Genomic DNA, 26,954 nt, shown 5'->3' with positions numbered 1-26,954 from the left:
GGTCAGACGTCTCGGGTGCGGATCGGATAGAGCCAGAAGCAGAACCACGCGAGGGCCGTGAACCCGAGCGGGATCACCGCGAGCATCAGGCGGATGCCCCCGTCGACGCTCTCCGGTTGCGCATCGCCGAGCGTGGCGTCGAACCCCGTTGCCGTCAGCACCACCGCGGCGACGATCGCCTGCAGCACGACCGAACCCCGCACCACGAAGCCGTTCACTCCGAAATAGGCCCCCTCCCGGCGGTGACCGGTGCGCACGGCATCGTCGTCGATGATCTGCGCGAGCATCACCTCGAGCAGCTGCAGGAGTCCGCCGACGCCGACCCCCACCGCGATGCCGACCAGCGACGCCCCGAGCACGGTCGACGGGACGAGGTAGCCGAGCACGGCGACGCCGAACACCGCGACGCTCCACAGCACGGCGGTGCGCGGCGACGTGCGCCGCACGACAGCGCTCCACAGCACGATCGAGGGGATGGCCGTGACGAAGATCGCCCCGAGGAGCAGGCTCCCCTCCCCTTCCGCGGCCTGCAGCGAGTACCGCACGTAGAAGGGGACCGCAGCCAGGATCACGGCGATCGAGGTCTGCACGAACAGCGAGCCCAGCACATAGGGGACGAAGGCCCGGTTGCGGAAGGTGTAGGTCAGCTGGTCCTTCCACCGCATGGCCTCCGACGCCGTCTCGGGGACGCGACGCTCGATCATGCCGCCGAAGAACGACCAGGCGAGCAGCACCAGGCACACCGCGCCGAGCACGAGCGCCATGCCCGGCCATCCGAGAGCGCCGTACAGGGCGGGGGCACCGGCCGTGCCGAGGACCATGCCGAGGATCGCGAAGATCTGCCGGGGGACGTTGCCGCGCGCACGTTCCTCCGTGGTGCGGAAGATCTCGGGGAACAGCGCCGAGATGTTCAGCACCACGACGACGAAGGCGATGTCGTACACGGCCACGACGACGAGGAACCAGACGATGAGACCGGCGACCGGGAGCTCGGGCGGCATCCACACCAGCGTGAACGCGACGACGAGCGGCACGATCCCCAGGCCGATCCAGGGGATGCGACGTCCCCAGGGAGTCCGCAGCCGGTCGGAGATCGCCCCGACGACGGGGTTCAGCACCGCGTTCAGAATGCCGTGGGCGATCATCGCCACAGCGACCCACCCGGCCGGCACCGCGAGATGCGAGACGTAGAAGTAGACGACGAAGGCCGAGAAGGTCTGCGCCATGAGCTGCGTGGGGAACCCGGAGGCCCCGAACGCGATCGCCTGCCTCCGGCTGGGAGCTGCGTCGAGACGACGATCGCGCAGACGCTCGCCCGCCGAGGTCATCGGACGCCTGCCCGCTGCAGGTCGCGCAGGGCGCGCCAGCCGACGCGCACGAGCGCCTCATCCTCGATCGCCTGCAGCACCGCAGGGTCACGGAGCAGCCGCAGCTCATAGCCGCGCTTCACGGCGCCGAAGTCGACCGCCGACCGCAGCTCCTCGTCGTCGACCATCGGATGCAGGTAGATCTCGGTCACACCGGCGGGGACGGCGCGCAGCAGGGCGATGAACCCGTCGCGCACCTGCTCGTAGGTCTCCTCCTGCGCCGTGCCCTCGCCGAGGAGCGGGAACGGATGCGACCACAACCGGTCGATGATCACGACTCCGGACGCGTCGGCGGCGGCGGCCGCGGCGTCGAGCGTCGCCTGAAGGGCCGCGTCCTCGCCCACCCCGTCCATGCTGCGCGGCAAGCGGAACGGGAGACCGTGTCGCGCAGCGAGCTCGAACACCGGACGAAGGAAGTCGCGGCCGGTCATGAGTCCGTACACGGACCCCATGTGGTTGTCGAGGTGCGTCACATCGACGCCGGCGTCGAGCGCTGTCTGCAGCTGGGCGGCGAGTTCGGCGGCGACGTCCTCGTCCGACGCGGTCTGCTCGACGGTCGCGACGTCCACGGGGAAGAAGCCCGCCGCGTCGACCAGGCTCGTGGCCGTGCCGGTGAGCGGCCGCCACCGGTAACGAGACCACTCGCTGGTGAGCACGAGATGCACGCCGATGTCGAGATCGGTGCGGGACGCGGCGAAGGCAAGTGCCTCCGGCGACCACGAGCACGGCACCATCACGGTCGCGGAGTCGATCCGTCCGGCGTCGAGGAGGTCGGTGATGGCGAGGTTCGCCGCATGGCACATGCCGAAGTCATCCGCATTGATGATGATCGCCCGTGCGCCGGGGGCGAGGCCGAGACGGTCGGCGAGGTCGGAGGGAGCGGTCATCGGTGATCCTGTCGGAAGGGAGGGTGGGGTGGTGCGGGCTGTCCTCAGCGTCCGGCCCTCGCGGCCGGAGTGAGGATACGGGTGAACAGGGTGCCTCGGAGGGCGGCGGCCGCCTCGCCGACGGCGCCCACGAGCGGTGCCTCAGGACCGAACGAGGACACGAGGAACCGCAGCGGGAGCTGCGCCGCGTATTCCTCGGCAATCCGCTCGATCACGGCGACGAGCGCAGGGTGAGCCGCCCGGCCGCTGAGGATGAAGGCTTCGGGGTCGAGCACCAGGCCGACGCTGCCGGCGACGAGAACGATACGTCGTCCGATCTCGTCCACGACCCGGCTCGACGCCGAGTCCCCTCGCGCCGCGGCTTCGAGGTGCCCTGCCAGCGGGACGTCGGGATCGCATCCCTCGTTGAGGGCGAGATCGCGGACCACGGCATCGCTCACGACCGGTGCCCCGATCGGGAGCGGGGGCTGCGGCAGGTACATGACCTCACCCGCCACACCGGAGAACCCGCGGTGCAACGCCCCGTCGACCACGATCCCGGCCCCCAGTCCGTCGTCCAGCAGGAGCAGCGCGAAGCTGGCGAGGTCACCACCCGCACCTGCGGTGAGTTCGGCGAGGGCGGCGAGATTGACGTCGTTCTCCACGCGGACCGGGCAGTCGAGGGCCGCGGCCAGCGCCGCGCGGAAGGCGCCGCCATCGGGTCCGAGGTCGTCCCTGATGCCGCCATCGGGGGTCACGATGCCCGGAACGCCGACGACGGCGAGCTGGACGGCGTCCTTCGCCGCCTCGACCGCACGACGGCAGCGGTCGACGAGCTCGACGATGCGCTCGACACGGTCTTGGGTGGGCGCGAGCGCGGCGTGCTGCTCGGCGCGCACGGTCCCGCTCGCATCCACGAGGACGACATGAGCTGCCTGGTGGTCGATGTGCACGGCTGCGGCGAACCCGAGTCGCGGATGCAGGGCGACGCGTCCCGCCGCCGGCCCGCGAGTCTCACGGTCGACGCCGGCCGCTGCGACGGCGCCTGACCCTTCGAGCATCCGCAGCACCTGCGTGACGGCGGTGCGGGAGAGGCCGGTCGTCGACATCAGCTGCGCGCGGGTCTGCGGGCCGCTGCGGGCCAGTGCCTCCAGGATCGCGCGGCCGTTGAGCGTGCGGAGCAGGCTTTGCGGTCCCGCGAGTGGTCTGGACATGCGTTCCGGCGTCTCCCTCTCATCTCGTGCGCCCCCGACGCGGTGTCCGCCAGCATGCCACATCGTGTCGCACTCGTCGACAGGTCACCATTCCCCTCCGGTCTCGATTTGACCTTCCCGGGGGCAGCGGCTTAGATTACAGATCGGTAACGGCGGCATCCGGGGGGATCGCCCGCCACGCACACCTCCCCTCCGGAAGGATCCCGTCACGAACTCCCTGCCGCCCGAGAGCACTCCCGACGCCTCGGAAGCCCCCACAGACACCTCCAGCACGCCTCGACCGCTTCTGCGGCGCGACCTGCGCCGTTCCGCGAACGCCGAGCAGCAGCAGCACCCCACCCGTAGCGCGAACACGACGGACGCGGACGCCCCTCGCCCGTCGCCGTCGCCGTCGCCCGAGTCCCGCCCGCGGACCTCCCGCCAGGAGCCCCCGATGCCGGCGCCGTCCGCGACACCGAAACCGACACCGGCACCGGCACCGAGCACCGCGACGCGTACCCGCCGACGGAAAGCGTCGAGCCAGCGCGTCCACCCCCGCCGAGTGACGCGGCCGTGGGCGAAGGCCAAGGCGCTGGGAGCCACGCTCGCGGTGGGCGCGATGATCACCGGAGCAGCACTGCCCGCATTCAACCCGGAGGTCGCGTCGGTCGCCGCCGCCTCCGCCGACATCTCGGCCACCGCCGAGGACTTCGCGCAGTCGTACACCTCGACGGACGAGATCCGCGCCGAGATCGCGCCTCGAGGGAACTTCGCCGCGACGACGCCGGAAGAAGTCAAGGAGACGCGCTCACGCGCCGTCGCGGCCGCCATCGCCGCCGGCATGCCGCTCGGAAGCGCGATGGAGATCCCCGTCGCCGACCGCATCGTCATGCCGATGGCCGACGGAACCTACACGTTCACCGACGGCTTCGGCGCCTCCCGGCCCGGCCGGTCGCACCTCGGCCAGGACTTCGCCGCGGGCGTGGGCACTCCGATCAACGCCGCCATGAAGGGCTGCGTCTCCCGCTCGACCGAGAGCTACCAGGGCTACGGAGTGACGATCCAGATCGAGAGCATCGTCGACGGGCAGGCGGTGAGCACCGTCTACTCGCACCTGAACTACGGCACCCGCGCGGTCGAGGTCGGGGACTGCGTCGAGGCCGGGCAGTACATCGGCGACGTCGGCTCGACCGGGTACGTGTTCGGCTCCTGCCTGCACTTCGAGGTCCACATCAACACGGTCGCGGTGGATCCGATGCCGTGGCTCAAGCAGAACGTGAGCTGACCCGGCCCAGTCTCCAGGGCGGGCACCCTCTCCACGGACACCGAGGCCCACGCGCCTTCAGTCGAGGGCGCTCATCACGTGCTTGATGCGGGTGTAGTCGTCGAAGCCGTACTGGGAGAGGTCCTTGCCGTACCCCGAGTGCTTGAACCCTCCATGCGGCATGTCCGACACGAACGGGATGTGGGTATTGATCCACACGCAGCCGAAGTCGAGGTCGCGCGAGAAGCGCATCGCACGGGCATGATCCGTCGTCCACACCGATGACGCGAGCGCGTAGGGCACATCGTTCGCCATCTCCAGCGCCTCATCCTCCTCCGTGAACGACTGCACCGTGAGGACCGGTCCGAAGATCTCGCCCTGCACCACCTCATCGTCCTGCCGCACGCCGGACACGATCGTGGCCTCCCAGAAGTATCCCTGCTCCCCCTGACGGCGACCACCGGTCTCGATCTTCGCGTGCGCAGGGAGGCGGTCGATGAAGCCCTGCACCTGCGCGAGCTGTGCGGCGCTGCTCAGCGGGCCGTAGAGGACACCCTCCTCCCGCGGTCCGCCCGTGCGCGCGTGGCTGCGTGCCCGGGCGACGAGCGCGTCCACGAACTCGTCGTGTCGTGACTCATGCACCAGTACCCGGGTCGCGGCCGTGCAGTCCTGTCCGGCGTTGAAGAAGGCGCCGGTGATGATGCCCTCCACGGCCTTCTCGAGGGACGCATCCGCGAACACGATCGCCGGCGCCTTCCCGCCGAGTTCGAGATGCACGCGCTTGACATCGTTCGCCGCCGAACGCGCCACCGCCATCCCCGCGCGCACCGAACCGGTGATCGCGACCATCTGCGGGGTCGGGTGCTCCACCAGCGCAACACCCGTGTCGCGGTCACCCAGTACGACGTTGAACGTGCCGGTCGGGGTGTGCCGGGCGACGATCTCGGCCAGCAGCAACGTCGTCAGCGGAGTGGACTCGGCGGGCTTCAGCACCACCGTGTTGCCGGCCGCGAGCGCCGGAGCGATCTTCCACACGGCCATGTTCAGCGGGTAGTTCCAGGGCGTCACCTGTCCGATCACGCCGACCGGCTCGCGGCGCACGAACGACGTGTGGCCAGCGAGGTACTCCCCCGCAGCACGACCTTCGAGACTCCGCGCGGCCCCTGCGAAGAAGCGCAGCTGATCGACCGACTGCAGGATCTCGTCGGCTACGAGGCTCGCCCGCGGCTTGCCGGTGTCCTGCGATTCGAGGTCGGCGAACTCCTCCGCACGAGCCTCCATCTCGTCGGCGATGCGGAACAGCGCGAGCTGTCGATCGGCGGGCGTCGTCTCGCGCCAGAGCGGGAAGGCCGCGGATGCCGCCGCATAGGCGGCGTCGACGTCGGCGGCGCCCGAGACGGGCGACTCCCCGTAGGTCTCTCCGGTGGCAGGATCGAGGAGAGGCATCCGTCCCGCGCCGTTCGCGGGCACGAAGCGTCCGCCGATGAAGTTCTGCAACGGCGCGGAGGTCTTCAGAAGAGTGCTGGCCATGGCGTCATGCTAGCGCCTCGAGTGCGGAATCTGAAGATCAGATCAGGCAAGACAACTGAATCGGTTGCAGATTCATTCTTTGACTGACAATATCGACACATGAGCACGAAGACTGCCCAGCCCGCGCTGGATGACATCTCCAAGCGCATCGTCGAACTCCTGCAGGAGGACGGACGCCGTCCCTACGCTGAGATCGCACGCGAGGTCGGCCTGAGCGAGGCCGCCGCACGACAGCGGGTGCAGCGGATGACCGAGGCGGGCGTCATCCAGATCGTCGCGGTCACCGATCCGATGCAGCTCGGCTTCCGACGCATGTCGATGATCGGCATCCGCGTGTCGGGAGACCCTCGCACGATCGCCGAAGAGCTCACCGCGATCCCGGAACTGGCCTATGTCGTGGTGACACTGGGTACCTTCGACATCCTCGTCGAAGCCGTGTGCGAAGACGACGAGCACCTGATCGACCTCATCGCGACCCGCATCCGCACCATCCCCGGTATCGCGCACACCGAGAGCCTGCTCTACGCCGGGCTCTACAAGGACCTCTACAACTGGGGGACGCGCTGAGGCGCACCCCTTCTCACATCGGAGTGAACATGGGCACCACCGTCTTCGAACGCCGACTGCCGCCGCAGGGAGTCGTCGACGACTCCCTGCGCGGGACGGCCCTCCGCGTGTTCTGGCTCGACGACGTCGATCGTCCGACGCACCCGTCCGTGAACGGCACGGTCCGCGCGGATCTCGCGATCGTCGGCGGCGGGTATGCCGGGCTGTGGACCGCCGTGCGCGCCAAGGAGCGCGACCCCGGGCGACGCGTCGTCCTGCTGGAGGCTTCGCGGATCGCCTGGGCCGCCTCCGGCCGCAACGGCGGTTTCTGCGAGTCCAGCCTGACGCACGGCCACGAGAACGGCGTCAACCGCTGGCCGGAGGAGATCGATCGCCTCGAAGAGCTGGGGCACGCCAACCTCGACGGCATCGAAGAGACGATCGCGCGCTACGGCATGGACGCCGAGTTCGAACGCACGGGACAACTCGCCGTCGCCGTCGAGCCGCACCAGGTCGAGTGGTTCCGCGACGAACCCGGTTTCCTCGACCGCGAGGCCGTGCAGGCCGAAGTGCACTCGGAGACGTTCCTCGCGGGCGACTGGGACCGCGACGGGTGTGCGATGGTGCACCCTGCGAAGCTCGGGGTCGAGCTGGCCCGTGTGGCGGCCGACCTCGGCGTCGAGATCTACGAGCACAGCCTGGTGCGTGCGATCGAGGGCGACGGGTCGGGACCGATCGCCCTGGTCACCCCGAACGGCCGGGTGGTGGCCGATGCGGTCGCCCTCGGGACGAACGTCTTCCCGTCCCTTCTCAAGCGCAACCGTCTGATGACGGTGCCGGTGTACGACTACGTGCTGATGACCGAGCCGCTGTCCGCCGAACAGCTCGCCTCGATCGGCTGGTCGAACCGGCAGGGCCTCGCCGACAGCGCGAACCAGTTCCACTACTACCGCCTCACCGCCGACAACCGCATCCTGTTCGGCGGCTACGACGCGATCTACCACTTCGGCGGCAAGGTGCGCGCGGAGTACGAGGACCGCTTCGAGAGCCACCGCCGGCTCGCCTCGCACTTCTTCACGACCTTCCCGCAGCTCGCGGGCCTCCGCTTCACGCACCGGTGGGCGGGCGCGATCGACTCGTCCAGTCGGTTCTGCGCGTTCTTCGGCACCGCGCGCAAGGGACGCGTGGCCTACGCGACCGGCTTCACCGGACTCGGCGTCGGCGCGGCACGCTTCGCCGCCGACGTGATGCTCGACAAGCTCGCGGGTGAGGAGACCGAGCGCACCGCGCTGCGGATGGTGCGTGAGAAGCCGATCCCGTTCCCGCCCGAACCCGCTGCCTCGATCGGCGTCAATCTGGTGCGCGCGGCGATGGATCGCGCCGATCACAACGAGGGCAAGCGCAATCTCTTCCTCAAGACGCTGGATGCTCTCGGCATGGGCTTCGACTCGTGAGCGGCCTCGCTGCGGGCGGCGGAGTGGATGCCAGCACCCTGGAGCTCACGCACGCGCCCCTCCCCGCGGAAGAGGTCCTTGCCGGCGCACCGACCACCGCCGTGCACGAGCTCACGACCGTCGGCGGAGTCGAGGTGGGCGTCTGGGAGATGACGCCGGGCACCGCCACGGACACCGAGTCCGACGAGGTCTTCGTCGTGCTGTCGGGTCGCGCCACGATCGCGTTCGCCTCGTCCGGGCTGCCTGATCTCGAGGTCGGCCCCGGCTCGGTCGTCCGCCTTGCCGAGGGCATGCGCACCACCTGGACGGTCACCGAGACGCTGCGCAAGGTCTACGTGACCTGACCCCAGACCCCGTTCGAATCGCGCGAATGGCCCCGTCCTCGGAGGAAATGGGACCATTTGCGCGATTCGAAGGGCGGGGATGTCAGCGGAGGAGCGGTCGCACGGACGCATAGGCATCGGCGACGTCCCGCGTCGGAGCGTCGTAGACCCGGGCGATGCCGTTCACGCCCTCGTGGCGCTGCCACCCCGGATCACCGGTGGTGACGAAGGCGACGGCGGCCCCATGCACCTCATCGGCCAGCTCCTGCGGAGGATTCGGGCCGGCGAGCGCCTCCATGGCCGGACCGTCGAGGCAGTCGAAGAAGAACGGCACATCGAGGCAGTGCTCGGCGAAGCCGAAGCGCCCGGACGGCCAGGAGAACCGGTACAGCCAGGTCGGTGCGTCTCCACGGTCGGCGACGACCTCGAGCACGACGGACCGGAACATGCGATCCGTGAGCAGCCGACCGCCCACCCGCGCGTTGCCGAGTCCGGTGATGTCGGCATTGGCGGCGAGATACTCGCGCCGCCTGCTCCTGGGCAGCCCGAGTCGGTTCAGCAGAAGCGACCGCGGAACCCAGCGCAGCTTCTTCTCGGCCCCGGCGAACACCATGGTGAACTCGTCATCGGTCGTGCCGAGCACGAGAGGCTTGTCCGCGCCGACGCCTGCGGCGAGCGACTCCCGCGTGGGCCGCGCGAGCAGGTCCCCGTCGACAGCAGGGCCGAGCGGGAGGCCGTCCTCCATCACGCTGCCGAGGGCATCCGGTCCGATCTCGGTCGCCTTCTTCTGCAGTTCGAGGATGCGGCCTTCGGGGAGCGAGGAGAACCCGGCCACGGTCGGCTCCACCCCCGCGGACCCCGCGAGTCCCCGACCGAACTCCTCCGCGCGCGCCGGAGCCACATCGGCGAGGGCTCCGGAGATCGCATAGACACCGTGGAACAGATGCTGCGCCTTCTCCATGCCCAGCAGCGTCAGCACGGCTCCGCCGCCCGCGGACTGCCCGGCGATCGTGACCCGCGACGGATCCCCGCCGAACCGGGCGATGTTCTGCTGCACCCACTCGAGGGCGAGCAACCAGTCGCGCACGCCACGGTTCGACGGCGCATCCTCGATCCACCCGAAACCGTCGAATCCCAGACGATACGAGAGCGACACGGTCACCACGCCGTCGCGGTTGAAGTTGCGACCGTCGTACCAGGTGCTCGCCGGGGACCCCGCGAAGTATCCGCCGCCGTGGATCCAGACGAGCACCGGGAGACCGGCCCCCTGCTCCGCGGTGGTCGGCGTCGGGGTGAAGACGTTCACGTTGAGCGTGGAGTCGCCCTCGATGCTCGGCTCGGGGATCAGCGTCACTCCCGGGTCACCGCGCTGCGCCGTGGCGGCGAACTCGAGCGTGTCGCGAACACCGTCCCACGGCGCCTTCGGCACAGGAGCCTGGAAGCGCAGCGGGCCGACCGGCGCCTCCGCGAACGGAATGCCGAGGAACGCCGCCGTCCGCGGGTAGCCCCGGCCTCCGGTGGTCGGGCGCCAGCGCCCGCGTACTCGTCCTGCGGCGGTGGTCACCTCGACGAAGTCGGGCGCTGCTTCCAACTCGGTATCGGTCATCACAGCATTCTCCCGGTCGTTCCCGGCCCTCAGCGCACTCTGTCCAGGGGCGTCACCTCGGCGTGCGGCATCCGCGTCCTCATGATCCCGATCGCCTCGGGGTTGTCGTCGACGAGTACGGCATCGCGACCGAGCGCCGACGCGACCGCGCCGGTGGTCCCGCTGCCCGCGAACAGGTCGAGCACACGATCCCCCGGACGGCTGGAGGCGGTCACGATCCGACGGAGGATGCCTTCGGGCTTCTGCGTCGGATACCCGGTCTTCTCGCGCCCGGTCGTCGGCACGATCGTGTGCCACCACACGTCGGTGGGGAGCTTGCCGCGGGCCGCCTTCTCGGGAGTCACGAGCCCTGGGGCCATGTACGGCTCGCGGTCGACCTCGTCGGAGTTGAACACGTACGCCCGGGGGTTCTTGACGTAGACGAGGATCGTGTCGTGCTTGGTCGGCCAGCGGCTGCGGGACTTCGCACCGTAGTCGTACGCCCAGATCAGCTCGTTCAGGAAGCAGTCGCGCCCGAACACCGCGTCGAGCATCACCTTCGCGTAGTGCGCCTCCCGGTAGTCGAGGTGCAGGTAGAGGGTGCCGTCGTCGGCGAGCAGGCGCCAGGCCTCCTCGAGCCGGGGCATCAGGAAGGCGCCGTAGTCGTCGAAGCGGTCGTCGTAGGCACGGAGGATCCCCCGCACCCGCTCGTAGGCGTGGCCGTGGAATCCGTGCCGCACCTCGGCCTCGGGCGCGGCGGGCCCCGGTTCATGACTCCTCAGTTCTGCCCCGCTCACCGCGTCCGCTCCGCCTGATTCCGCGCCGGGCCCCGTGACCGCTGCGAATTCTTGCGGAGTTGTGAACGAGCGCCGCGCGGTCACGACCTGGCGCTCCTGCGTGCGGCCGGTGTTGAACGGCGGGTCGAGGTACACGAGCGTGAACGACGCCGACGGCAGAGTCGCCGCGACCACGAGGTTGTCGCCCTCGATGATCGTGACCGCTCCGGCGACGGGGGTCGGGAGGTCGGGCTCCGGCGCCGTCACGGCACCCGATGCAGCCATGCCTCGGTCGCGAACTTCGACGCGACGAGTGCCTCGGCGTCGGCGTACTCGTCCGCTGTCACAGACCCGGTCTCCGCATCGGTCAGCGAGCGGAAGGTGTCCTTGAAGCGCTCGATGATCTCCGCGCGCTCGAGTCCGGTCTGCGTGCGCAGCGGATCGACCCGTTTGGCCGCCGAGGTGGTGCCCTTGTCGCTGAGCTTCTCGCGCCCGATCCGCAGGACCTCGGTCATCATCTGACCGTCGATGTCGTACGAGAGGGTCGCGTGGTGCAGCACTCCCCCGTTCGCCAGACGCTTCTGCGCGGCCCCTCCGATCTTGCCGGTCGGGCTCGCGATGTCGTTGAGCGGCTGGTAGACCGCGTCGATGCCCAGCGACCGCAGCGCCTGCAGCACCCAGTCGTCGAGGAACGCGTAGGAGTCGGCGAACGTCATGCCCGCGACGAGGGACGCCGGCACATACAGCGAGTAGGTGATGATCTGCCCTGCGGCCATCAGCATCGCCCCACCACCGGAGATGCGGCGGACGACGTCGAACCCGTGCTTCGCGGCCCCGTCAGGATCGACCTCGTTGCGGTACGACTGGAACGACCCGATCACGACGGCCGACTCGTCCCACTCCCAGATGCGCAGGGTGGGACGCCGTCGCCCCTCGCCGACGCGTGAGGTGAGCACCTCGTCGAGGGCCAGGTTCATCCGCGGAGACACGGCCGCGTCGTGCACGATCTCCCAGTCGAAGTCGCGCCACCCCGGAGCGGTCACGAGTGCGCGGCGGACCGCGGTGCCGACAGCCTCGGGCGTGAAGCCGAGCAGCTGCGCGCCGTCGGGCAGGGCACCGCGGACGGCGGCCGCGATGGCCGAGGCGTCCGACTCGGCGGGCATGCCGTTGACGGCGGCGTCGATGTCGTCCAGCGCCGAGTCCGGCTCGAGGAAGAAGTCGCCGGCGAGGTGGAAGCGGCTGATCCGGTCGTCCTCGACCTCGAGGTCGACGACGACGAGCTTTCCGCCTGGAACCTTGTATTCACCGTGCACGGCTCCAGCTTATGGCGCGGAACTCCGCGTGCGAGCCCGTGCGGGATGGATTTCGCGCCTCGCGTCGTCCCCGCAGGCACGTTTTCGATCCCGCACCGCAGGGAAAGAAGCTGTCAGCGCGCGGGGATGTGCGTGTCGAGCCAGGAGAGCACGTCGGCACGCACCTCGCCCTGCTGCAGCTCCGCGAAGATCTCGTGGCGCGCATCCGGGTAGACCAGCGTTGTGACGTCGGTGAGTCCGGAGCGGCTGCGGTACTCGTCGGCGAGCTTGTGCACGCTGCGCGGTCCGCCCACCGGATCGTCACGCCCCACGAGCAGCAGCATCGGGATGTCATGTCCCAGGTTCTTGGCCGGGCGCCCGAAGAGCTTCGCCGCCTCGATCGGACCGAAGAGCTTCAGGAGCGGCACGTCGGTGGTCAGCGGATCCTCATCGAACGCGGTCCATACGGCCGGGTCTCGACTGAGCCATTCCAGGCCGGTAGCGCCCTCGCCGTCCCAGCGCGCGTTGAGGGGTGCGGCGTTGAGCGACCCCGGCATCCGCAACGCGGACCCGGAGAGGATGACCGCATCCCAGGCCTCCGGGTGGTCGTTCACGAGCATCTGCGCCAGGAACGAGCCCCACGAGTGACCGAGCAGCACGAGCGGCAGGTCGGGGTTCTCCTCGCGGATGATGCCTGTCAACTGCCAGACGGCCTCCTCGGCCGCGCGCAACCCGCCCTTGCCCAGGCGTCCGAGCTTCTCGGGTCCGCCGTGCTGGCGGATGCCGGTGCGGCCATGACCACGATGGTCGTCGGCGTACACGTGGAAGCCTGCAGCGGTGAGCGCCCCGATCAGGGCGCCGTATCTCCCGGCATGCTCCCCGACCCCGTGCAGAAGCTGCACGACTCCTCGGGGTTTCCCCTCGGCAGGATGGACGTCATAGACGATGTCGACGCCATAGGCATCGGTGAACTCGCGGGTATCCGTCACGGTGCGAGCCTACCGAGCGCACGAGGGAGCGGCTACCGCGCGAGCGCATCCCGGATCGCGAACGCGGTGTCGCGGTCTGTCACCTCGTAGCCGCCGACCCCGTCGGAGGCCGACCCCATCCGCACGCCGCCGTCTTCGAGCACGGCCCGCTTGGCCGAGAAGTGCAGCGCATCGACGCCGGTGGCCGCGAGCACGGGGGCACTGTCGACGTCGACCCCGCTGCCCGCCATGACCTCGATCTCGCCCTCGGCCGCCGCGACGAGAGCGCGCAGGGTGTCGATGCCGTCGATCGCGGCCGAGGCACCGCCCGAGGTGAGCACGCGGCCCAGACCGAGCTCGCAGGCGGTGCGCAACGTGGCGACGGGATCGGCGGTCATGTCGATGGCACGGTGCAGCGTGACCGGGGCTCCCCCGGCAGCGTCCCGGAGGCGGGCCATGGCGGAGAGGTCGAGGCGCCCCTTCGCGTCGAGCGCGCCGATGACCACCCCGCTGGCACCCGCGCGGATCGCGTGGCGGACGTCGCGCTCGGAGACGGCGAGCTCATCCTCGGAGTAGTGGAAGCCTCCGGCACGCGGCCGGATCAGCACGTGCACCTCGGGGCCGGTCTGTCCGGCCGCCTCGACCGACAGCTCGACGGTCGCGGGCGACGGGGTCAGCCCACCGAGCGCGAGGGCCGTCGCGAGTTCGACGCGGTCGGCGCCGACTTCTGCGGCGATGCGCACTCCTGCGGGGTCCTGCACGGCGATTTCGAGAGCGATCTTTCGGGTCACACCTCCATTGTGCCCGGCATCGGTCGCCCCCGAAGGCCAGAAAATTAGATAGGCTATCTAAGTAATGTCTGCGTCCGATGAATCCCTCCACCTCACCGCCACAGACCTGCGCATGGCCACCTTCCGGCTCGCACGCCGCCTCCGGTGTGCACGGGCCGCCGACTCGATGAGCGACGCGCAGCTCGCGGTGCTCGCCGACCTGCGCATGAACGGCCGCCGCACGATCTCGACCCTCGCCGAACGCGAACGGGTGACGGCGCCCTCGATGACCAGCACGATCAACGGTCTCGAGGAACAGGGGTTCGTCGTGCGCACCCCCGACGAAGACGACCGTCGACGCGTGCAGGTGGACATCACCGACGCGGGCATCGAGATCGTCGCCGAGACGATCCGGCGTCGCGACGAGCTGCTCGCCGACATGCTGCGCGAGGTGGAGTACACCGAGGCCGAACTCACCACGCTGCGCGAAGCGAGCGCGCTGATGCGACGGGCGGTGGAGCGATGAGCGCGATGTTCCGTTCCTTCGCGAACATCAACTACCGGATCTGGTTCGCGGGAGCCCTGGTCTCCAACGTCGGCGGCTGGATGCAGGCCACGGCCCAGGACTGGGTCGTCCTGACCGAACTGACCGACAACGACGCCACGGCGATGGGTGTCACGATGGCGCTGCAATTCGGGCCGCCGCTCGTGCTGGTGAGCCTCACCGGCTGGGTGGCCGACCGCTTCGACCGCCGGCACATCCTGTTCGCCACGCAGTCGGCGCTGCTCGCCCTGGCCGTCGCGGTGGGCACGCTGCTGCTGAGCGGAGTGATGACGCTGCCGATGATGCTCGGCTTCGCCCTCGGCTTCGGCATCGTCAACGCCTTCGACGCCCCCGCCCGCCAGGCCTTCGTCTCCGACATGGTCTCGACGGGCGACACCTCGAATGCGGTCGCCCTGAACTCGGCGTCGTTCAACCTGGCGCGCATGATCGGCCCGGCCGTCGGCGGGCTGCTGATCGTCGCGATCGGCTCCGGCTGGGTCTTCATCGTGAACGCCGCGACCTTCCTGGCGATGATCCTCGCGCTGTCGCTGATGCGCACCGGCCTCCTCGCACCCCGCCCGAAGAGCAGTCGTCGCGGCGGCCTCGCCGATGGATTCCGCTACGTCTGGGGCCGCAGCGACCTGCGCGTGGTGTTCGTCACGGTCTTCCTGATCGGCGCGTTCGGTATGAACTTCCCGATCTTCGCGTCGACCATGGCGCTCGAGTTCGACGCAGGGGCAGACGGCTACGGAGTCCTCAGCTCGGTGCTCGCGATCGGCTCCCTCATCGGCGCCCTGCTGGCGGCACGCCGCGACAGAGCCAGGGTGCGGGTCGTCATCCTGGCTGCCGGAGGGTTCGGCATCGCCGCGTTCGCCTCCTCCGCGATGCCGACCTACGCGTCCTATGCCGTGACCTTGACCTTCACCGGGTTCATGATCGTGACCCTGCTGACGACCGCGAACGGCTACGTGCAGATCACGACCGAGCCGACCCTGCGCGGACGCGTGCTCGCCCTCTACATGGCGGTGATCATGGGCTCGACCCCCGTGGGCGCACCGATCGCCGGGTGGGTCGCCGACGTCTTCGGACCGCGCGCAGCCATCATGCTCGGCGGCACAGCCGGATTCGTCGCGTGTGCGATCGGGGTGATCTGGGTCGCGACGTCGGGGCGCCTCCGCCGCGCCGAGGACCGCCGCTTCCTGCTCACCCTCGACGAGACCCGACCGCTGCGCGTCGTCCAGGTCGACCCGATCGAGTTCAGCGATGAAGCAGCCGTGACCACGCCGATCCGCACCGCGAAGAACCGCGGCGACGATCTCTGACCCTCCGCGCCGGGTTTGTCAACGCCCTCCACGGCCGACCGGGCCGTACGTATCGTCGACGCATGGATGAGAACACGGAACGCACCCCCCACTCGCAGGACCCTGCAGAGGGCGCGCCGGAAACCGCCGTCCCGGACGAGAACTCGGGCCAGGGCGACGGCACCGGCGGCGCGATCCAGGGCGACAGCTCACGGGGCGAGTCGACCGGAGGCGCCATTCAAGGCGACGCGGGTCAGGGCCACCGCTCAGCACTCGGCGGTGACGAGGGCACCGAAGAGCAGCTGGACGCGGACAACGAGGCCGAGGCGGACTCGCTGAAGACGATGGACCCGGACTCCCCGCCCGCCTGAGCGCGGGGCAGGGCTCAGGCCAGCACGAGCTCCAGCTGGTTCACCGCCCAGTCGAGTTCTGTCGCACGGATCACGAGCGGCGGAGCGATGCGGATGGTCTGCCCGTGCGTGTCCTTCACGAGCACGCCGCGCTCGAGCATCTTCTCGGCGATCTCCCGGCCCGAGCCCTTCGCCGGATCGATGTCGACGCCAGCCCAGAGACCGGCGAGGCGCACGGCCGTCACGCCGTGGCCGATCAGCGGCTGAAGCGCCTGCTCGAGGTGAGCGCCGAGAGCGCGCGCCCGCTCCTGGAACTCGCCGGTCTGCAGCATCTCGACCACGCGCAGCCCGACGGCAGCCGCGAGCGGATTGCCGCCGAAGGTCGAGCCGTGCTCTCCGGGACGGATGACGCCCAGCACGTCACGGTTCCCCACCACGGCCGATACCGGGAGGAGGCCGCCGCCCAGCGCCTTGCCGAGCAGGTACAGGTCGGGGACGACGCCTTCACGGTCGCACGCGAAGGTCTCCCCCACGCGCCCCAGGCCCGCCTGGATCTCGTCGGCGATGAACAGGACGTTCTTCTCGTCGCAGATCTCCCGGATGCGGCGCAGGTAGCCTTCGGGCGGGATCACGACCCCCGCCTCACCCTGGATCGGCTCCACCAGCACCGCAGCCGTGTCATCGGTGATGGCCGCGGCGATCGCGTCCGCGTCCCCGTAGGGCACGACGTCGAAACCGGGCGTGTACGGGCCGAAGTCGTCGCGGGCGCTCTCGTCGTCGCTGAAGCTGACGATGGTGGTCGTGCGACCGTGGAAGTTCCCGGCCGCGACGATGATGCGCGCCTTGCCCTCGGCGATGCCCTTGACGCGATAGCCCCACGCGCGGGCGACCTTGATGCCGGTCTCCACGGCCTCGGCTCCGGTGTTCATCGGCAGCACGAGGTCTTTGCCCGAGAGTTCGGCCAGCGCCGCGGCGAACGGCTCGAGCCGGTCGCTCTGGAACGCGCGGCTGACGAGCGTGACCCGTCCCAGCTGCTCGGTGAGCGCGGCCACGAGGGCGGGGTGGCGGTGGCCGAAGTTCACGGCGGAGTACGCGGCGAGCAGGTCGAGGTAGCGCCTGCCCTCGACGTCGGTCACCCACGCCCCCTCCGCGCGGGCGATGTTCACCGGCAGCGGGTGGTAGTTGTGCGCGACGTGCGGCTCGGTGTCCGCAGCGGTGGTCTCGTCGACGGCGGTCACTTCGCACCCCGCAGCTCGAGCGTGCAGCACTTGATCCCGCCGCCGCCGAGCAGCAGCTCGGAGAGGTCGATCAGGATCGGGTTGTACCCGCGATCGCGGAGCTGCTTCTCGAAGCCCTTCGCCCGCGGCGAGATGATCACGTTGTAGCCGTCGCTCGCCGAGTTCAGGCCGAACACCGAACCGTCCTCGTCCGAGACCAGGATCGCGTCGGGGAAGCGTTCTTCGAGGATCGCACGGCTGGCGTCGTCGAAGGCACCGGGGAGATAGGCGATGTTCGCGCGCTCGGGGCCGCCGCTCTCTGTGCCCTGGACCGGATCGAGCACGGCGATCGCGGTGTCGAGGTGGTAGAAGCGCGGGTCGACCAGGGTGAGCGAGACGACCTCGCGACCGAAGACCTCGCCCACCTCGCGGTGGCTGTCTCCCGTGGAGCGGAAGCCGGTGCCTGCCAGGATCACGTCGCCGACGAGGAGGAAGTCGCCCTCGCCCTCGTTGACCTCCTTCGGCATCACGGTGTCGAAGCCCGCGGCGCGGAACCAGTCGGCGAAGGCCGGGGACTCGCCCTGACGCTCGACGAAGCGGAACTCGGGAACGTAGGCCCGACCGTCGATGAGGAACCCGCCGTTGGCCGTGTAGACCATGTCGGGGTAGCCGGGGAGCGGGTCGATGAGCTCGACCTCGTGGCCCAGCTCGAGGTACAGGTCGTGGAGCTTCTGCCACTGCGCGACCGCCTTGGCGGTGTCGGTGGGCCTGGTCGGTTCCATCCAGGGGTTGATCGAGTAGTTGACCGTGAAGTGCTCCGGCTTGCACATCAGGTAGCGGCGGTGGTGCGCGGTGCGGGCGGGGGCGGGGGAGACGGCGGCTTCCGGCGTCGACATGGGTGCTCTCCTCGGAGGACGGGCGCGGCGGACGCTGTCCAGGGGCCCGGCGGTCCTTCGACCCTTCGCTCGTTCAGAGCGGGCGTCGGGGAAGATGCGACTCGGGCACGCCGGGCTCCATTGTGTCACCCGCCGCCTGTATGCCGCCAGAGCACCGCGCGGGTCGGATCAGGAGCCGGTGACGACCACCTTGCCGACCGTGTGACCTGCCTCGATGCGGGACAGGGCGGCGGAGGCCTCCGAGAAGGGGTACTCGCGCTCGACCACGGGCACCACACGCCCGTCGGCCACGAGTTCGAGCATCTTCGCGAGCACTTCCGGACGCGCCGTCGCGGCGAGGGGACGGATGCTCCGCGAGCCGATCGACAGGAACACCGCGCGCAGCATCCGGGGGATCGGTCCGAGCACGTGTCCACCGTCCCCCGCGACCAGCACCACGGTGCCGCCGGGAACGACGAGTCGCTTCAGCTCCCGCAGCGGCATCCCCCCGGCGATGTCGACGATCGCGTCGAACCGCCCTGCGGGGAGGTCGCCCAGCGGAGACTCCCGGTGATCGAACGTGCGGACGGCGCCCAACCGCTCGACCAGCGGTGCGTTGCGGGTGCCGCAGGTCGCCCAGACCTCGGCCCCGCGGAGCGCCGCGAGCTGAACGGCGAAGGTGCCGACACCGCCCGAGGCGCCGATGATGAGGACGCGAGGCGTCGCGGCGTGCGCAAGGCCCACCCCGGCGAGGTCGAGGGCCTGCCACGCGGTCCCCCCGGCGACGGGAAGGCACGCCGCGGCCTCGGGGGCGATGTCGGGTGGGACCGGCACGAGCCGTGAGGCCGGGACGCTCACGTACTCGCCGAGGCCCCCGCCTCCGACGAGCTCTCCGACGACGTCCTCCCCCAGCTCTGCGCCCACGACATCGGGCCCGAGTGCGACCACGGTGCCGGCGACCTCCATCCCGCGCACCGGATGCTTCGGACGCGTCAGACCGAACACCGGGCGCACGAGCAGCGGATCACCGAGGAGGAGACGCACATCGGCCGCATTCAGGGCTGTGGCCCGCACCCGCAGCAGCACCTCCCCGCGGCCGGGCGTCGGGACGGGGACGCTCTGCAGCGTCACGCCCTCGGCCGGGCCGTACGTCCCCCGAGACCACGCCTTCATCGACCGGCTCATGAGGATGCTCCTGACGTGTCCGGGTACTCGAAGATGTCGTCGAGGCCGACGCCGAACGCGCGGGCGATCTGGAACGCGAGCTCGAGCGTGGGCGAGTACTTCTGCTGCTCGATCGCGATGAGCGTCTGGCGGGTCACACCGACGGTCCGCGCGAGTTCGGCCTGGGTGAGCCCCGCCTGTTCGCGGTGCACGCGGATGGTGTTCGACACACGAGTGGGCTTGACCATCAGACGAGTCCGCGTCGGTAGGCGACCACTCGCGCGATGCCGCCGACGAGCGCCGACACCGCGAAGCCCGCGAACATCGTGTTCGCGATCCAGAAGACGTCGGCCCCGACGGCGCACAGCGCGATGACGCCGAGTCCCGCGATCACGATGAAGGCCTGCTCGACACGTCCACCCATACGGCTGATGTCGCGGTCGCGGATGTCCGAGCGACCCACCCCGTCAGGATCCGTGATCCCGGCGATGATCCCCCAGAGCGCGCTGAGGACGATGGTCGCGACGATGCCCCCGCCGATCACCCACAGCATGAGCGGGAACCAGTCGACGTCGGTGAGCGGTCCTCCCCCGGCCTGCTGGAGCACCAGCACGACGTACACGACCATCACGATCGGGCTGACGATGAGCCCCGACCAGGCATTGCGTTCTTCGTAGACCATGACGCCTCCGATGTAAAAGATTCTTGACACCATCAGCGTACGTCCGCCACAAGCCGATGTCAAGAATTCTTTACACCCGACGTGATCCGCGTCCTTCCGGCCAGGAAGCACGTCGGGACGGGCCTCAGATCACGGCGCTGCTCCAGGGGTCCGGGTTGCCGAAGCGGTGCGCCGTGATCGAGATCGACTGCTCGTGCACGAACGGCAGCAGCTCGATGCGGGCCGCGCCGGTCACCTCGCCGTCGTACACCGCCAGGTCGGGATCGCCGGCGGAGGCGGTGGTGAGCTTCGTCCGCAGCGCGGCCACGCCCTCGCGACCGCCGACCAGCCGCACCCGGTCAGCCACGGGGAGGGGGACGACCTCGGGCGCATCGTCCTGTCGCTGGAGGCGCTGCAGCCACTCGTCGTCGCTCTCCAGGAACACCGGAGCGTCGAGATCGCCGAGGGCGCGACGCACCGCAGCGGGGAGCCCGACGGGAGTCGAGAGGATGAACGGTGCTCCGGCGCGCACACCCGCGATCACGACGCGCAGCAGCTCCTGCAGCCCCGCACCCCCCGTCGCGCGGATCTCGACGGGCACCGGACGGTAGCGGAACAGGTTCCGCTCGACCTCGAGGTGCGACACGTCGCGCACCTGCCCGAACTCGCGATCCCAGGCCAGCGCATCGGACAGCGCGGAACGACGCAACCACTCGAACGACTCGTAGGCGAGCGACGACTGTGCGGACTCGATCAGCGCCGTGATGCGGGAGTCGAGTCCGCGCAGGTGCAGCGTGCTGGACGCCGGACCGCCCGGCTGCGAGCGCCACGACCCCAGGCCGATCAGATAGTTCGGCCCGCCCGCTTTCGCACCGGGACCGACCGAAGACCGTTTCCACCCGCCGAACGGCTGCCGCTGCACGATGGCACCCGTGATGCCGCGGTTCACGTACAGGTTCCCCGCTTCGACGTGCTCGAGCCACAGGGCGAGATCGTCCGGATCCTGCGTGTACAGTCCGGCGGTGAGACCGTAGGCGACCGCGTTCTGCAGCTCGATGGCCTTCGCGAGAGTGGGCGCGTGCATGACCCCCAGCACCGGGCCGAAGAACTCCTCCGTGTGGAAGCGGGATCCCGGCTGCACTCCGACGCGGATACCGGGCCGCCACAGCCGCCCGCTGCCGTCGTCGCCCTCGGCGAGCGCAGGCTCGATCAGCCACTGCTCCTCCCCCTCGAGCTCGCTCAGCGCCCAGGCGAGCTTGCCCTGAGGTCGCTCGATCACCGGCCCCACCTCGGCGAGCGGGTCCGTGGGCGGTCCGAGGTGCAGCGAGCGCACGGCATCCGCGAGCTGGCGCGCGAACCGCGGGGACCTGCCGACCGGGCCCACCAGGATCGCGAGCGAGGCGGCGGAGCACTTCTGGCCGGCGTGGCCGAAGGCGCTCTTGACCAGGTCGGCGACCGCGAGATCGAGGTCGGCGGACGGGGTGATGATCATCGCGTTCTTGCCACTGGTCTCCGCGAGCAGCGGGAGGTCCGGACGCCAGGAGCGGAACAGCGCGGCCGTGTCCCACGCACCCGTGAGGATCACGCGGTCGACCGCCTCGTGCGTGATGAGGTCTCGCCCCAGATCGCCTTCCTCGATGTCGACCAGCGCGAGGAGATCCCGGGGGATGCCGGCCTGCCACAGCGTCTCCGCGATGACGGCGGCGCAACGCCGGGCCTGCGGGGCGGGCTTGAAGACCACACCGGAACCGGCGGCGAGCGCGGCGAGGACTCCGCCCGCCGGGATCGCGAGGGGGAAGTTCCACGGAGGGGCGACCACGGTCACGGATGCGGGCACGAAGACGGCGCCGGGGATGGCATCGAGTTCGCGCGCCTTCGCGGCGTAGTACCGGGCGAAGTCGACGGCCTCGCTCACTTCCACGTCGGCCTCCGCGAAGACCTTTCCGGTCTCCGAGGCGGCGACCTCGATGAGATCCGCCCGTCTCCCTTCGAGCGCTGCGGCCGCACGGAGCAGCACCTCGGCACGCTCGGCAGCGGGCCGTCCGCCCCACGCGGGAGCGGCGCGGCGGACGCCCTGCACGATCCGATCCAGCTCCGCCGCATCGTCGACCCGCCCGTCCGCGACGGTCGCTGCGCCCAGATCGGACTCGGGGATGCGCCCGCGCACTTCGCGCGCCCAGTCGCGGTTCACGGGGAGGGCGGGGTCGGTGTCGGCCGTGTTGGCGAACCCCGGGGCGCCTCCCGCATCGTGCTCCAGTTCCCGGGCGGAGTAGACGGCCGTCTCGAGGAAGGCCTCCCGCCCGCCCTCCTCGGATCCGCGGGAGATACCGAGCACCGCCTTGGTGAGGTCGGTCTCCGGGACGGGAGCGGACGGCACGGGCCGCACGGACTCGTGCACGGGAGCGCGCCGGTCCTGGGTACGGCGCGGTCCGGTGCGGAGAGTCGGGTCGGCGGCGCGATCGAGCGCATCGAGGAATCGGTCCTGCTCGCGCACGAACAGGGACTCGTCCGCGCCGAGCCGGAGCGCTGCGGAGAGGAAGTTCTCCGGAGAGGCGTTCTCCTCCAGCCTCCGCACCAGGTAGCTGATGGCCACATCGAACTCGGCGGGCTCCACCACGGGCACGTAGAGCAGCACCGGACCGACCTCGCGGGAGACGGCCTGCACCTGCCCCTGCGCCATCCCGAGGAGCATCTCGAACTCGACCGCATCCCGGACACCGCGCTCACCCGCGAGGAGCCAGGCGTAGGCGATGCCGAAGAGGTTGTGCCCGGCGACGCCGATCTTCACCGCCGCGGTGTGCTCAGGTCGCAGTGCCCAGTCCAGGCAGCGCACGTGGTTCGCATCGGTGTCGAGCTTCGTGTCATAGGTCGCGGGTTCCCACCCGTGCAACCGCGCCTCGACCTGCTCCATCGCGAGGTTCGCACCCTTGACGAGCCGCACCTTGATACGGGCCCCGCCGTGCGCGACACGATCCTGCGCCCAGGCGGTGAGCTCCTGCAGTGCGGGCAGGGCGTCGGGGAGGTAGGCCTGGAGCACGATCCCGGCCTCGAGCCCGGCCAGACGCGCGTCTTCCAGCAGGCGCGTGAACACGGCGATCGTGAGGTCGAGGTCGCGGTACTCCTCCATGTCGAGGTTGATGAACGTGCCGTCGGCCGCCGCCGTGAGGTACAGCGGCAGAAGGCGTTCGACGACCTCGTCCACGACCTCGTCGAAGGCCCACATCGACAGATGACTGACGATGGCGGACACCTTGACCGAGACGTAGTCGACATCCGGCCGCGTGATGAGCGCGTGGATGCCGTCGAGGCGACGCCGTGCCTCCGCCTCGCCCAGAACCGCTTCGCCGAGCAGGTTGAGGTTGAGCCGCGAACCGTCCGCCGCGATCCGCTCGATGGCGGCGCCGAGTTTCGCGGGGCGCGCGTCGACGACGAGGTGTCCGACCATGTCGCGCAGCACCCGTCGGGCGATCGGCACCACCGGGGCGGGGAGGATGGGGGCGACTCCCCCGCCCAGGCGCACCACGGAACGCAGGTACCAGGGCAGGAACTCCGGCACGATCGGAGCGATCCGGCGCAGCTGCGACGCGGCAGCGGTCAGGCTCTCCGGGCGCATGACGCCGTCGACGAAGCCGAGCGTGAACGGAAGCCCGTTCGCGTCCTGCAGGACACCCGCGAGCCGTGCGGCGGCGGGGTCGGGTTCGACGGCCGCAGCCTCGATAGCCCACCGCCGAGCGAGCTCGACGGCGCGGTCTGCGAGGGGTGCGGATGCCACGGCATCCGGCGGGGTGTCGGCCATGGATTTCAGCCTAGGTCGGGAGCCGGATCCTCCGGCCGTTCGAATCGCGCAAATGGCCGCTTTTCCCCTCCGGATGCCGCCAGTTGCGCGATTCGAAGCCGGAGGTCAGAGCGCCGCGATGATGTCCTCCACGCGCTGCTTGGCGTCGCCGAACAGCATCTGGGCGTTGTCGCGGAAGAACAGCGGATTCTGCACCCCGGCGTAGCCTGCGGCCATCGAGCGCTTGAACACGATGACGTTCTCGGCCTCCCACACCTTGAGCACCGGCATCCCGGCGATCGGGCTGCCCGGATCCTCCGCCGCGGCCGGGTTCACGGTGTCGTTGGCCCCGATCACCAGTACGACCGACGTCGACGCGAGGTCGTCGTTGATCTCGTCCATGCTGAGGACGATGTCGTACGGGACCTTGGCCTCGGCCAGCAGCACGTTCATGTGACCGGGAAGGCGCCCGGCCACCGGATGGATGCCGAACCGCACGTCCACCCCGCGCTCGCGGAGCCGGTGCACCAGGTCGGCCACCGGGTACTGCGCCTGCGCGACTGCCATGCCGTACCCGGGCGTGATCACGACGCTGCCCGCGGCGACGAGCATCTCGGCCGCACCCTCGGCCGTGATCTCGCGGTGTTCTCCGTACTCGGCGTCGGCGGCGGACGGTGCCGCGATACCGAAGCCGCCCGCGATGACCGAGAGGAACGACCGGTTCATGGCCTTGCACATCACGTAGGAGAGATACGCACCCGAGGAGCCGACCAGCGCACCCGTGACGATCAGCAGGTCGTTGTTCAGGAGGAAACCCGCCGCAGCGGCCGCCCAGCCCGAATAGCTGTTGAGCATCGAGACCACGACCGGCATGTCACCGCCGCCGATCGAGGCCACCAGGTGCCAGCCGAGGGCGAAAGCGAGCACGGTGACCGCGATCAGGAGCCAGAGCTGCTGATCGTTCACGAACCACACGGTGAGGGCGACGAAGGCGACGAGCGCCCCCACGTTCAGGCCGTTCTTCCCCGGAAGCATCAGCGGTGCGGACGACATCCTGGCCGACAGCTTGAGGTAGGCGACGATCGAGCCGGTGAACGTGACACCGCCGATGAAGATGCCGATGAAGACCTCGGCATTGTGGATGCCGACGAGCTCGGGGGCGAGGTCCGGGTGTGAGAGATAGCCGTTCCAGCCGACGAGCACGGCGGCCAACCCGACGAAGCTGTGCAGGAGCGCGATGAGCTCGGGCATCCCGGTCATCTCGACGACCCTGGCCCGCCAGAGCCCGATCGCCGCGCCGACCAGCACGGCGGCGACGAGCAGACCGAGGCCGAGGAAGGCACCGGTGCCCCAGGCGTCGGCGACGGTGAGAGCGACGGTCGCGACGAGCGCGATGGTCATGCCGGCGATGCCGTACACCACCCCTGCGCGCGCCGACTCGTGGCGACTGAGGCCGGCGAGGCTCAGGATGAACAGCAGGGCGGCGACGATGTACGCGGCCCCGACGAACGCGTCGATGGTCACTTCCGACCCCCCTTCGCCGAGTTCCCGAGGGTGAACATCGCGAGCATCCGGCGGGTGACCGCGAACCCTCCGAAGATGTTGATGGATGCGAGCAGCACAGCGATGGCCGCGAGCACCTGCACGACCGGGATCGGGGAGGTGACCTGCAGCATCGCGCCGACGACGATCACGCCGGAGATCGCGTTCGTCACCGACATGAGCGGGGTGTGCAGCGCGTGGTGCACTTTCCCGATCACGTAGAAGCCGATCACGACCGAGAGCACGAGCACGGTGAAGTGCTGCGGCAGCGGAGCGGGTGCGAACGCGTTCACGGCGAACAGCGCGGCGATGCCCAGCACGATCAGGGTCACCCGACGCGCGGTGGACATCTTCGTCGGCGGTGCGACCTCGACGGGGTCCGCAGCGGCTTTCGCTGCGGGTGCGGCGGCGACCTGCACAGCGGGCGGAGGCCAGGTGACCTCCCCGTCCCGGACGACGGTGACCGAGCGCTGCACCACGTCGTCGAAGTCGATGACCAGCCGTCCGTCCTTCGCGGGTGTCAGCAGGGCGACCAGGTTCGCCAGGTTCGTGCCGTAGAGCTGGGATGCCTGGGCCGCCAGGCGCGACGCCAGGTCGGTGTACCCCAGGATCACCACGCCGTTGTCGGTGACGACGCGCTCTCCCGCGACGGAGCCTTCGACGTTGCCGCCCTGCCCTGCGGCCATGTCGACGATCACGCTGCCGGGCTTCATCCGCGCGACATCGGACGCCGTGATCAGGCGTGGTGCCGCACGTCCGGGGATGAGGGCGGTGGTGATGATGATGTCGACGTCGGCGGCTTGCTCGGTGTAGATCTCGGCGGCCCGTCGGTCGTAGTCCGCACTCGTGGCCTTCGCATAGCCGTCGGTGGACGCGGCGACCTCGACGTCGACCGGGAGATAGGTCCCGCCGATCGAGGTGACCTGGTCGGCCACCTCGGGGCGCGGATCGGTGGCGCGGACGATGGCTCCGAGGCTCGATGCCGCACCGATCGCCGCGAGTCCCGCGACGCCGGCTCCTGCGACGAGCACCTTCGCCGGTGGCACCTTGCCCGCGGCCGTCACCTGACCCGTGAAGAAGCGACCGAACTCATGGGCGGCTTCGACGACCGCCCGGTAGCCGGCGATGTTCGCCATCGAACTGAGCACGTCCATGGACTGCGCCCGCGAGATGCGGGGGACCGCATCGAGCGCGACCGCGGTGATCCTGCGCTGCGCGAGCGCCTCGACGAGATCGGGACGCAGGGCCGGCGACAGCAGCGCGATGAGCGTCGCCCCGTCGCTGAGCAGCGCGATCTCCTCGGGTCCGGGCGCCGTGATCGCGAGCACGATCTCGCTCTCCCACGCCTGCGCCCTGTCCACGAGCACGGCACCGGCCGCTTCGTAGTCCGCATCGGGGAACGACGCCGCCGCTCCTGCTCCTCGTTCGACCCTGACCGTGTGTCCCAGCCTGCCCAGCGACGCGATGGTCGCCGGGGTGGCCGAGACCCGCGCTTCGCCCGCAGGCTCCCGCACGATGCCGATGACTGCCACTGCTTCCTCCTCCACCCGTCTGCGTCGACGGGATCACCGGGGCGTCCGCGCCCCTGACT

At 70.1% G+C, this 26,954-nt stretch carries 24 protein-coding genes; 7 read left to right on the top strand and 17 right to left on the bottom strand.

The features are described from left to right. Positions 1 to 2: 2 nt before the first annotated feature. The 3 genes from LC041_RS01455 to LC041_RS01445 are packed head-to-tail and all read right to left on the bottom strand — an operon-like array spanning position 3 to position 3,447. Positions 3 to 1,328: an MFS transporter gene (locus tag LC041_RS01455; protein WP_226531199.1), complete on the bottom strand. Its 1,326-nt coding sequence runs from the start codon at positions 1,326 to 1,328 to the stop codon at positions 3 to 5. Continuing rightward, the gene (locus LC041_RS01450; protein ID WP_226531198.1) at positions 1,325 to 2,254 is read right to left on the bottom strand and encodes a polysaccharide deacetylase family protein; all 930 of its coding nucleotides are present in this window, start codon (positions 2,252 to 2,254) and stop codon (positions 1,325 to 1,327) included. The genes LC041_RS01455 and LC041_RS01450 overlap by 4 nt, the downstream gene beginning before the upstream one ends. A gap of 44 nt (positions 2,255 to 2,298) precedes the next feature. Next, positions 2,299 to 3,447, bottom strand: a complete 1,149-nt coding sequence (locus tag LC041_RS01445; RefSeq protein WP_226531197.1) for an ROK family transcriptional regulator — start codon at positions 3,445 to 3,447, stop codon at positions 2,299 to 2,301. A gap of 433 nt (positions 3,448 to 3,880) precedes the next feature. Between LC041_RS01445 and LC041_RS01440 the strand changes: the two genes are divergently transcribed. Continuing rightward, complete coding sequence (locus LC041_RS01440) at positions 3,881 to 4,711, top strand: M23 family metallopeptidase (RefSeq protein WP_264188815.1); 831 nt, start codon at positions 3,881 to 3,883, stop codon at positions 4,709 to 4,711. A gap of 57 nt (positions 4,712 to 4,768) precedes the next feature. Here the strand turns inward: LC041_RS01440 and LC041_RS01435 are convergent, their stop codons facing one another. Next, positions 4,769 to 6,220 (bottom strand): gamma-aminobutyraldehyde dehydrogenase, encoded by a 1,452-nt coding sequence (locus LC041_RS01435; RefSeq protein WP_226531196.1) that lies wholly within the window; start codon positions 6,218 to 6,220, stop codon positions 4,769 to 4,771. A 99-nt stretch (positions 6,221 to 6,319) separates the two neighbouring features. Between LC041_RS01435 and LC041_RS01430 the strand changes: the two genes are divergently transcribed. Genes LC041_RS01430 through LC041_RS01420 form a run of 3 tightly spaced genes read left to right on the top strand, consistent with a single transcriptional unit; the run spans position 6,320 to position 8,564 of the window. Next, complete coding sequence (locus tag LC041_RS01430; RefSeq protein ID WP_226531195.1) at positions 6,320 to 6,787, top strand: Lrp/AsnC family transcriptional regulator; 468 nt, start codon at positions 6,320 to 6,322, stop codon at positions 6,785 to 6,787. 29 nt (positions 6,788 to 6,816) lie between these two features. Continuing rightward, complete coding sequence (locus tag LC041_RS01425; protein WP_226531194.1) at positions 6,817 to 8,220, top strand: NAD(P)/FAD-dependent oxidoreductase; 1,404 nt, start codon at positions 6,817 to 6,819, stop codon at positions 8,218 to 8,220. Next, on the top strand, positions 8,217 to 8,564 hold the full coding sequence (locus tag LC041_RS01420) for a cupin domain-containing protein (RefSeq protein ID WP_226531193.1): 348 nt from the start codon (positions 8,217 to 8,219) through the stop codon (positions 8,562 to 8,564). Before LC041_RS01425 ends, LC041_RS01420 begins: the two co-directional genes overlap by 4 nt. Positions 8,565 to 8,646: 82 nt before the next feature. On the opposite strand, the gene LC041_RS01415 is transcribed toward LC041_RS01420, so the two are convergent. The 5 genes from LC041_RS01415 to LC041_RS01395 all read right to left on the bottom strand — a co-directional run bounded on the left by LC041_RS01415 (position 8,647) and on the right by LC041_RS01395 (position 13,955). After that, complete coding sequence (locus tag LC041_RS01415) at positions 8,647 to 10,149, bottom strand: carboxylesterase/lipase family protein (RefSeq protein ID WP_226531192.1); 1,503 nt, start codon at positions 10,147 to 10,149, stop codon at positions 8,647 to 8,649. A gap of 29 nt (positions 10,150 to 10,178) precedes the next feature. Further along, positions 10,179 to 11,189 carry a DNA-methyltransferase gene (locus tag LC041_RS01410; RefSeq protein WP_226531191.1) on the bottom strand — a complete coding sequence of 337 codons (1,011 nt, stop codon included), beginning with the start codon at positions 11,187 to 11,189 and terminating at the stop codon, positions 10,179 to 10,181. After that, positions 11,168 to 12,217, bottom strand: coding sequence for a lipoate--protein ligase family protein (locus tag LC041_RS01405; protein ID WP_226531190.1), 1,050 nt, complete (start codon positions 12,215 to 12,217; stop codon positions 11,168 to 11,170). The genes LC041_RS01410 and LC041_RS01405 overlap by 22 nt, the downstream gene beginning before the upstream one ends. Before the next feature lie 113 nt (positions 12,218 to 12,330). Continuing rightward, positions 12,331 to 13,185, bottom strand: coding sequence for an alpha/beta fold hydrolase (locus tag LC041_RS01400; protein ID WP_226531189.1), 855 nt, complete (start codon positions 13,183 to 13,185; stop codon positions 12,331 to 12,333). A gap of 32 nt (positions 13,186 to 13,217) precedes the next feature. Further along, positions 13,218 to 13,955, bottom strand: a complete 738-nt coding sequence (locus tag LC041_RS01395; RefSeq protein ID WP_226531188.1) for a copper homeostasis protein CutC — start codon at positions 13,953 to 13,955, stop codon at positions 13,218 to 13,220. A 64-nt stretch (positions 13,956 to 14,019) separates the two neighbouring features. Here LC041_RS01395 and LC041_RS01390 point away from each other — a divergent pair, with 64 nt between their 5' ends. The 3 genes from LC041_RS01390 to LC041_RS01380 all read left to right on the top strand — a co-directional run bounded on the left by LC041_RS01390 (position 14,020) and on the right by LC041_RS01380 (position 16,150). Next, the gene (locus LC041_RS01390) at positions 14,020 to 14,460 is read left to right on the top strand and encodes a MarR family winged helix-turn-helix transcriptional regulator (protein WP_226531187.1); all 441 of its coding nucleotides are present in this window, start codon (positions 14,020 to 14,022) and stop codon (positions 14,458 to 14,460) included. Between the two features lie 5 nt (positions 14,461 to 14,465). Then, positions 14,466 to 15,800, top strand: coding sequence for an MFS transporter (locus LC041_RS01385; protein WP_226531186.1), 1,335 nt, complete (start codon positions 14,466 to 14,468; stop codon positions 15,798 to 15,800). A 62-nt stretch (positions 15,801 to 15,862) separates the two neighbouring features. Next, the gene (locus tag LC041_RS01380; protein ID WP_226531185.1) at positions 15,863 to 16,150 is read left to right on the top strand and encodes a hypothetical protein; all 288 of its coding nucleotides are present in this window, start codon (positions 15,863 to 15,865) and stop codon (positions 16,148 to 16,150) included. A gap of 14 nt (positions 16,151 to 16,164) precedes the next feature. Here LC041_RS01380 and rocD read toward each other — a convergent pair whose 3' ends face one another. The 8 genes from rocD to LC041_RS01340 form a co-directional block, all read right to left on the bottom strand. Next, positions 16,165 to 17,367 (bottom strand): ornithine--oxo-acid transaminase, encoded by a 1,203-nt coding sequence (gene rocD / locus LC041_RS01375; RefSeq protein WP_226531184.1) that lies wholly within the window; start codon positions 17,365 to 17,367, stop codon positions 16,165 to 16,167. After that, entirely contained in the window at positions 17,364 to 18,242 is an 879-nt protein-coding gene (gene ddaH / locus LC041_RS01370; protein ID WP_226531183.1) for a dimethylargininase, read from the bottom strand. The genes rocD and ddaH overlap by 4 nt, the downstream gene beginning before the upstream one ends. Positions 18,243 to 18,410: 168 nt before the next feature. Beyond that, positions 18,411 to 19,406: an NAD(P)-dependent alcohol dehydrogenase gene (locus LC041_RS01365; protein ID WP_226531182.1), complete on the bottom strand. Its 996-nt coding sequence runs from the start codon at positions 19,404 to 19,406 to the stop codon at positions 18,411 to 18,413. Further along, positions 19,403 to 19,633, bottom strand: coding sequence for a helix-turn-helix transcriptional regulator (locus LC041_RS01360; RefSeq protein ID WP_226531181.1), 231 nt, complete (start codon positions 19,631 to 19,633; stop codon positions 19,403 to 19,405). Before LC041_RS01360 ends, LC041_RS01365 begins: the two co-directional genes overlap by 4 nt. Continuing rightward, positions 19,633 to 20,067, bottom strand: coding sequence for a hypothetical protein (locus LC041_RS01355; RefSeq protein WP_226531180.1), 435 nt, complete (start codon positions 20,065 to 20,067; stop codon positions 19,633 to 19,635). The genes LC041_RS01360 and LC041_RS01355 overlap by 1 nt, the downstream gene beginning before the upstream one ends. Positions 20,068 to 20,191: 124 nt before the next feature. Next, positions 20,192 to 23,842 carry a proline dehydrogenase family protein gene (locus LC041_RS01350; RefSeq protein ID WP_226531179.1) on the bottom strand — a complete coding sequence of 1,217 codons (3,651 nt, stop codon included), beginning with the start codon at positions 23,840 to 23,842 and terminating at the stop codon, positions 20,192 to 20,194. A gap of 105 nt (positions 23,843 to 23,947) precedes the next feature. Next, positions 23,948 to 25,345 carry a Re/Si-specific NAD(P)(+) transhydrogenase subunit beta gene (gene pntB, locus LC041_RS01345; RefSeq protein WP_226531178.1) on the bottom strand — a complete coding sequence of 466 codons (1,398 nt, stop codon included), beginning with the start codon at positions 25,343 to 25,345 and terminating at the stop codon, positions 23,948 to 23,950. Then, a complete protein-coding gene (locus tag LC041_RS01340; protein ID WP_226531177.1) occupies positions 25,342 to 26,895 on the bottom strand; it encodes a Re/Si-specific NAD(P)(+) transhydrogenase subunit alpha in 1,554 nt (517 codons plus the stop codon). The genes pntB and LC041_RS01340 overlap by 4 nt, the downstream gene beginning before the upstream one ends. Positions 26,896 to 26,954 lie beyond the last annotated feature (59 nt).

This window comes from Microbacterium paraoxydans (assembly GCF_020524545.1).
GTDB lineage: Bacteria > Actinomycetota > Actinomycetes > Actinomycetales > Microbacteriaceae > Microbacterium > Microbacterium paraoxydans_C.
Note: the sequence above shows the minus strand (reverse complement) of the source record. Positions and strands in the feature narration are given on the sequence as shown.

Coding starts and splice junctions, on each gene's coding strand:
- LC041_RS01360 (WP_226531181.1), bottom strand. CDS start 19,633: ATGGTCAAGCCCACTCGTGTGTCGAACACCATCCGCGTGCACCGCGAA.
- LC041_RS01415 (WP_226531192.1), bottom strand. CDS start 10,149: ATGACCGATACCGAGTTGGAAGCAGCGCCCGACTTCGTCGAGGTGACC.
- LC041_RS01440 (WP_264188815.1), top strand. CDS start 3,881: ATGCCGGCGCCGTCCGCGACACCGAAACCGACACCGGCACCGGCACCG.
- LC041_RS01455 (WP_226531199.1), bottom strand. CDS start 1,328: ATGACCTCGGCGGGCGAGCGTCTGCGCGATCGTCGTCTCGACGCAGCT.
- LC041_RS01445 (WP_226531197.1), bottom strand. CDS start 3,447: ATGTCCAGACCACTCGCGGGACCGCAAAGCCTGCTCCGCACGCTCAAC.
- ddaH (WP_226531183.1), bottom strand. CDS start 18,242: ATGTCGACGCCGGAAGCCGCCGTCTCCCCCGCCCCCGCCCGCACCGCG.
- LC041_RS01425 (WP_226531194.1), top strand. CDS start 6,817: ATGGGCACCACCGTCTTCGAACGCCGACTGCCGCCGCAGGGAGTCGTC.
- LC041_RS01355 (WP_226531180.1), bottom strand. CDS start 20,067: ATGGTCTACGAAGAACGCAATGCCTGGTCGGGGCTCATCGTCAGCCCG.
- LC041_RS01390 (WP_226531187.1), top strand. CDS start 14,020: ATGTCTGCGTCCGATGAATCCCTCCACCTCACCGCCACAGACCTGCGC.
- LC041_RS01385 (WP_226531186.1), top strand. CDS start 14,466: ATGTTCCGTTCCTTCGCGAACATCAACTACCGGATCTGGTTCGCGGGA.
- LC041_RS01350 (WP_226531179.1), bottom strand. CDS start 23,842: ATGGCCGACACCCCGCCGGATGCCGTGGCATCCGCACCCCTCGCAGAC.
- LC041_RS01450 (WP_226531198.1), bottom strand. CDS start 2,254: ATGACCGCTCCCTCCGACCTCGCCGACCGTCTCGGCCTCGCCCCCGGC.
- LC041_RS01430 (WP_226531195.1), top strand. CDS start 6,320: ATGAGCACGAAGACTGCCCAGCCCGCGCTGGATGACATCTCCAAGCGC.
- LC041_RS01435 (WP_226531196.1), bottom strand. CDS start 6,220: ATGGCCAGCACTCTTCTGAAGACCTCCGCGCCGTTGCAGAACTTCATC.
- LC041_RS01380 (WP_226531185.1), top strand. CDS start 15,863: ATGGATGAGAACACGGAACGCACCCCCCACTCGCAGGACCCTGCAGAG.
- LC041_RS01410 (WP_226531191.1), bottom strand. CDS start 11,189: ATGGCTGCATCGGGTGCCGTGACGGCGCCGGAGCCCGACCTCCCGACC.
- LC041_RS01365 (WP_226531182.1), bottom strand. CDS start 19,406: ATGAGCCGGTCGATGAAGGCGTGGTCTCGGGGGACGTACGGCCCGGCC.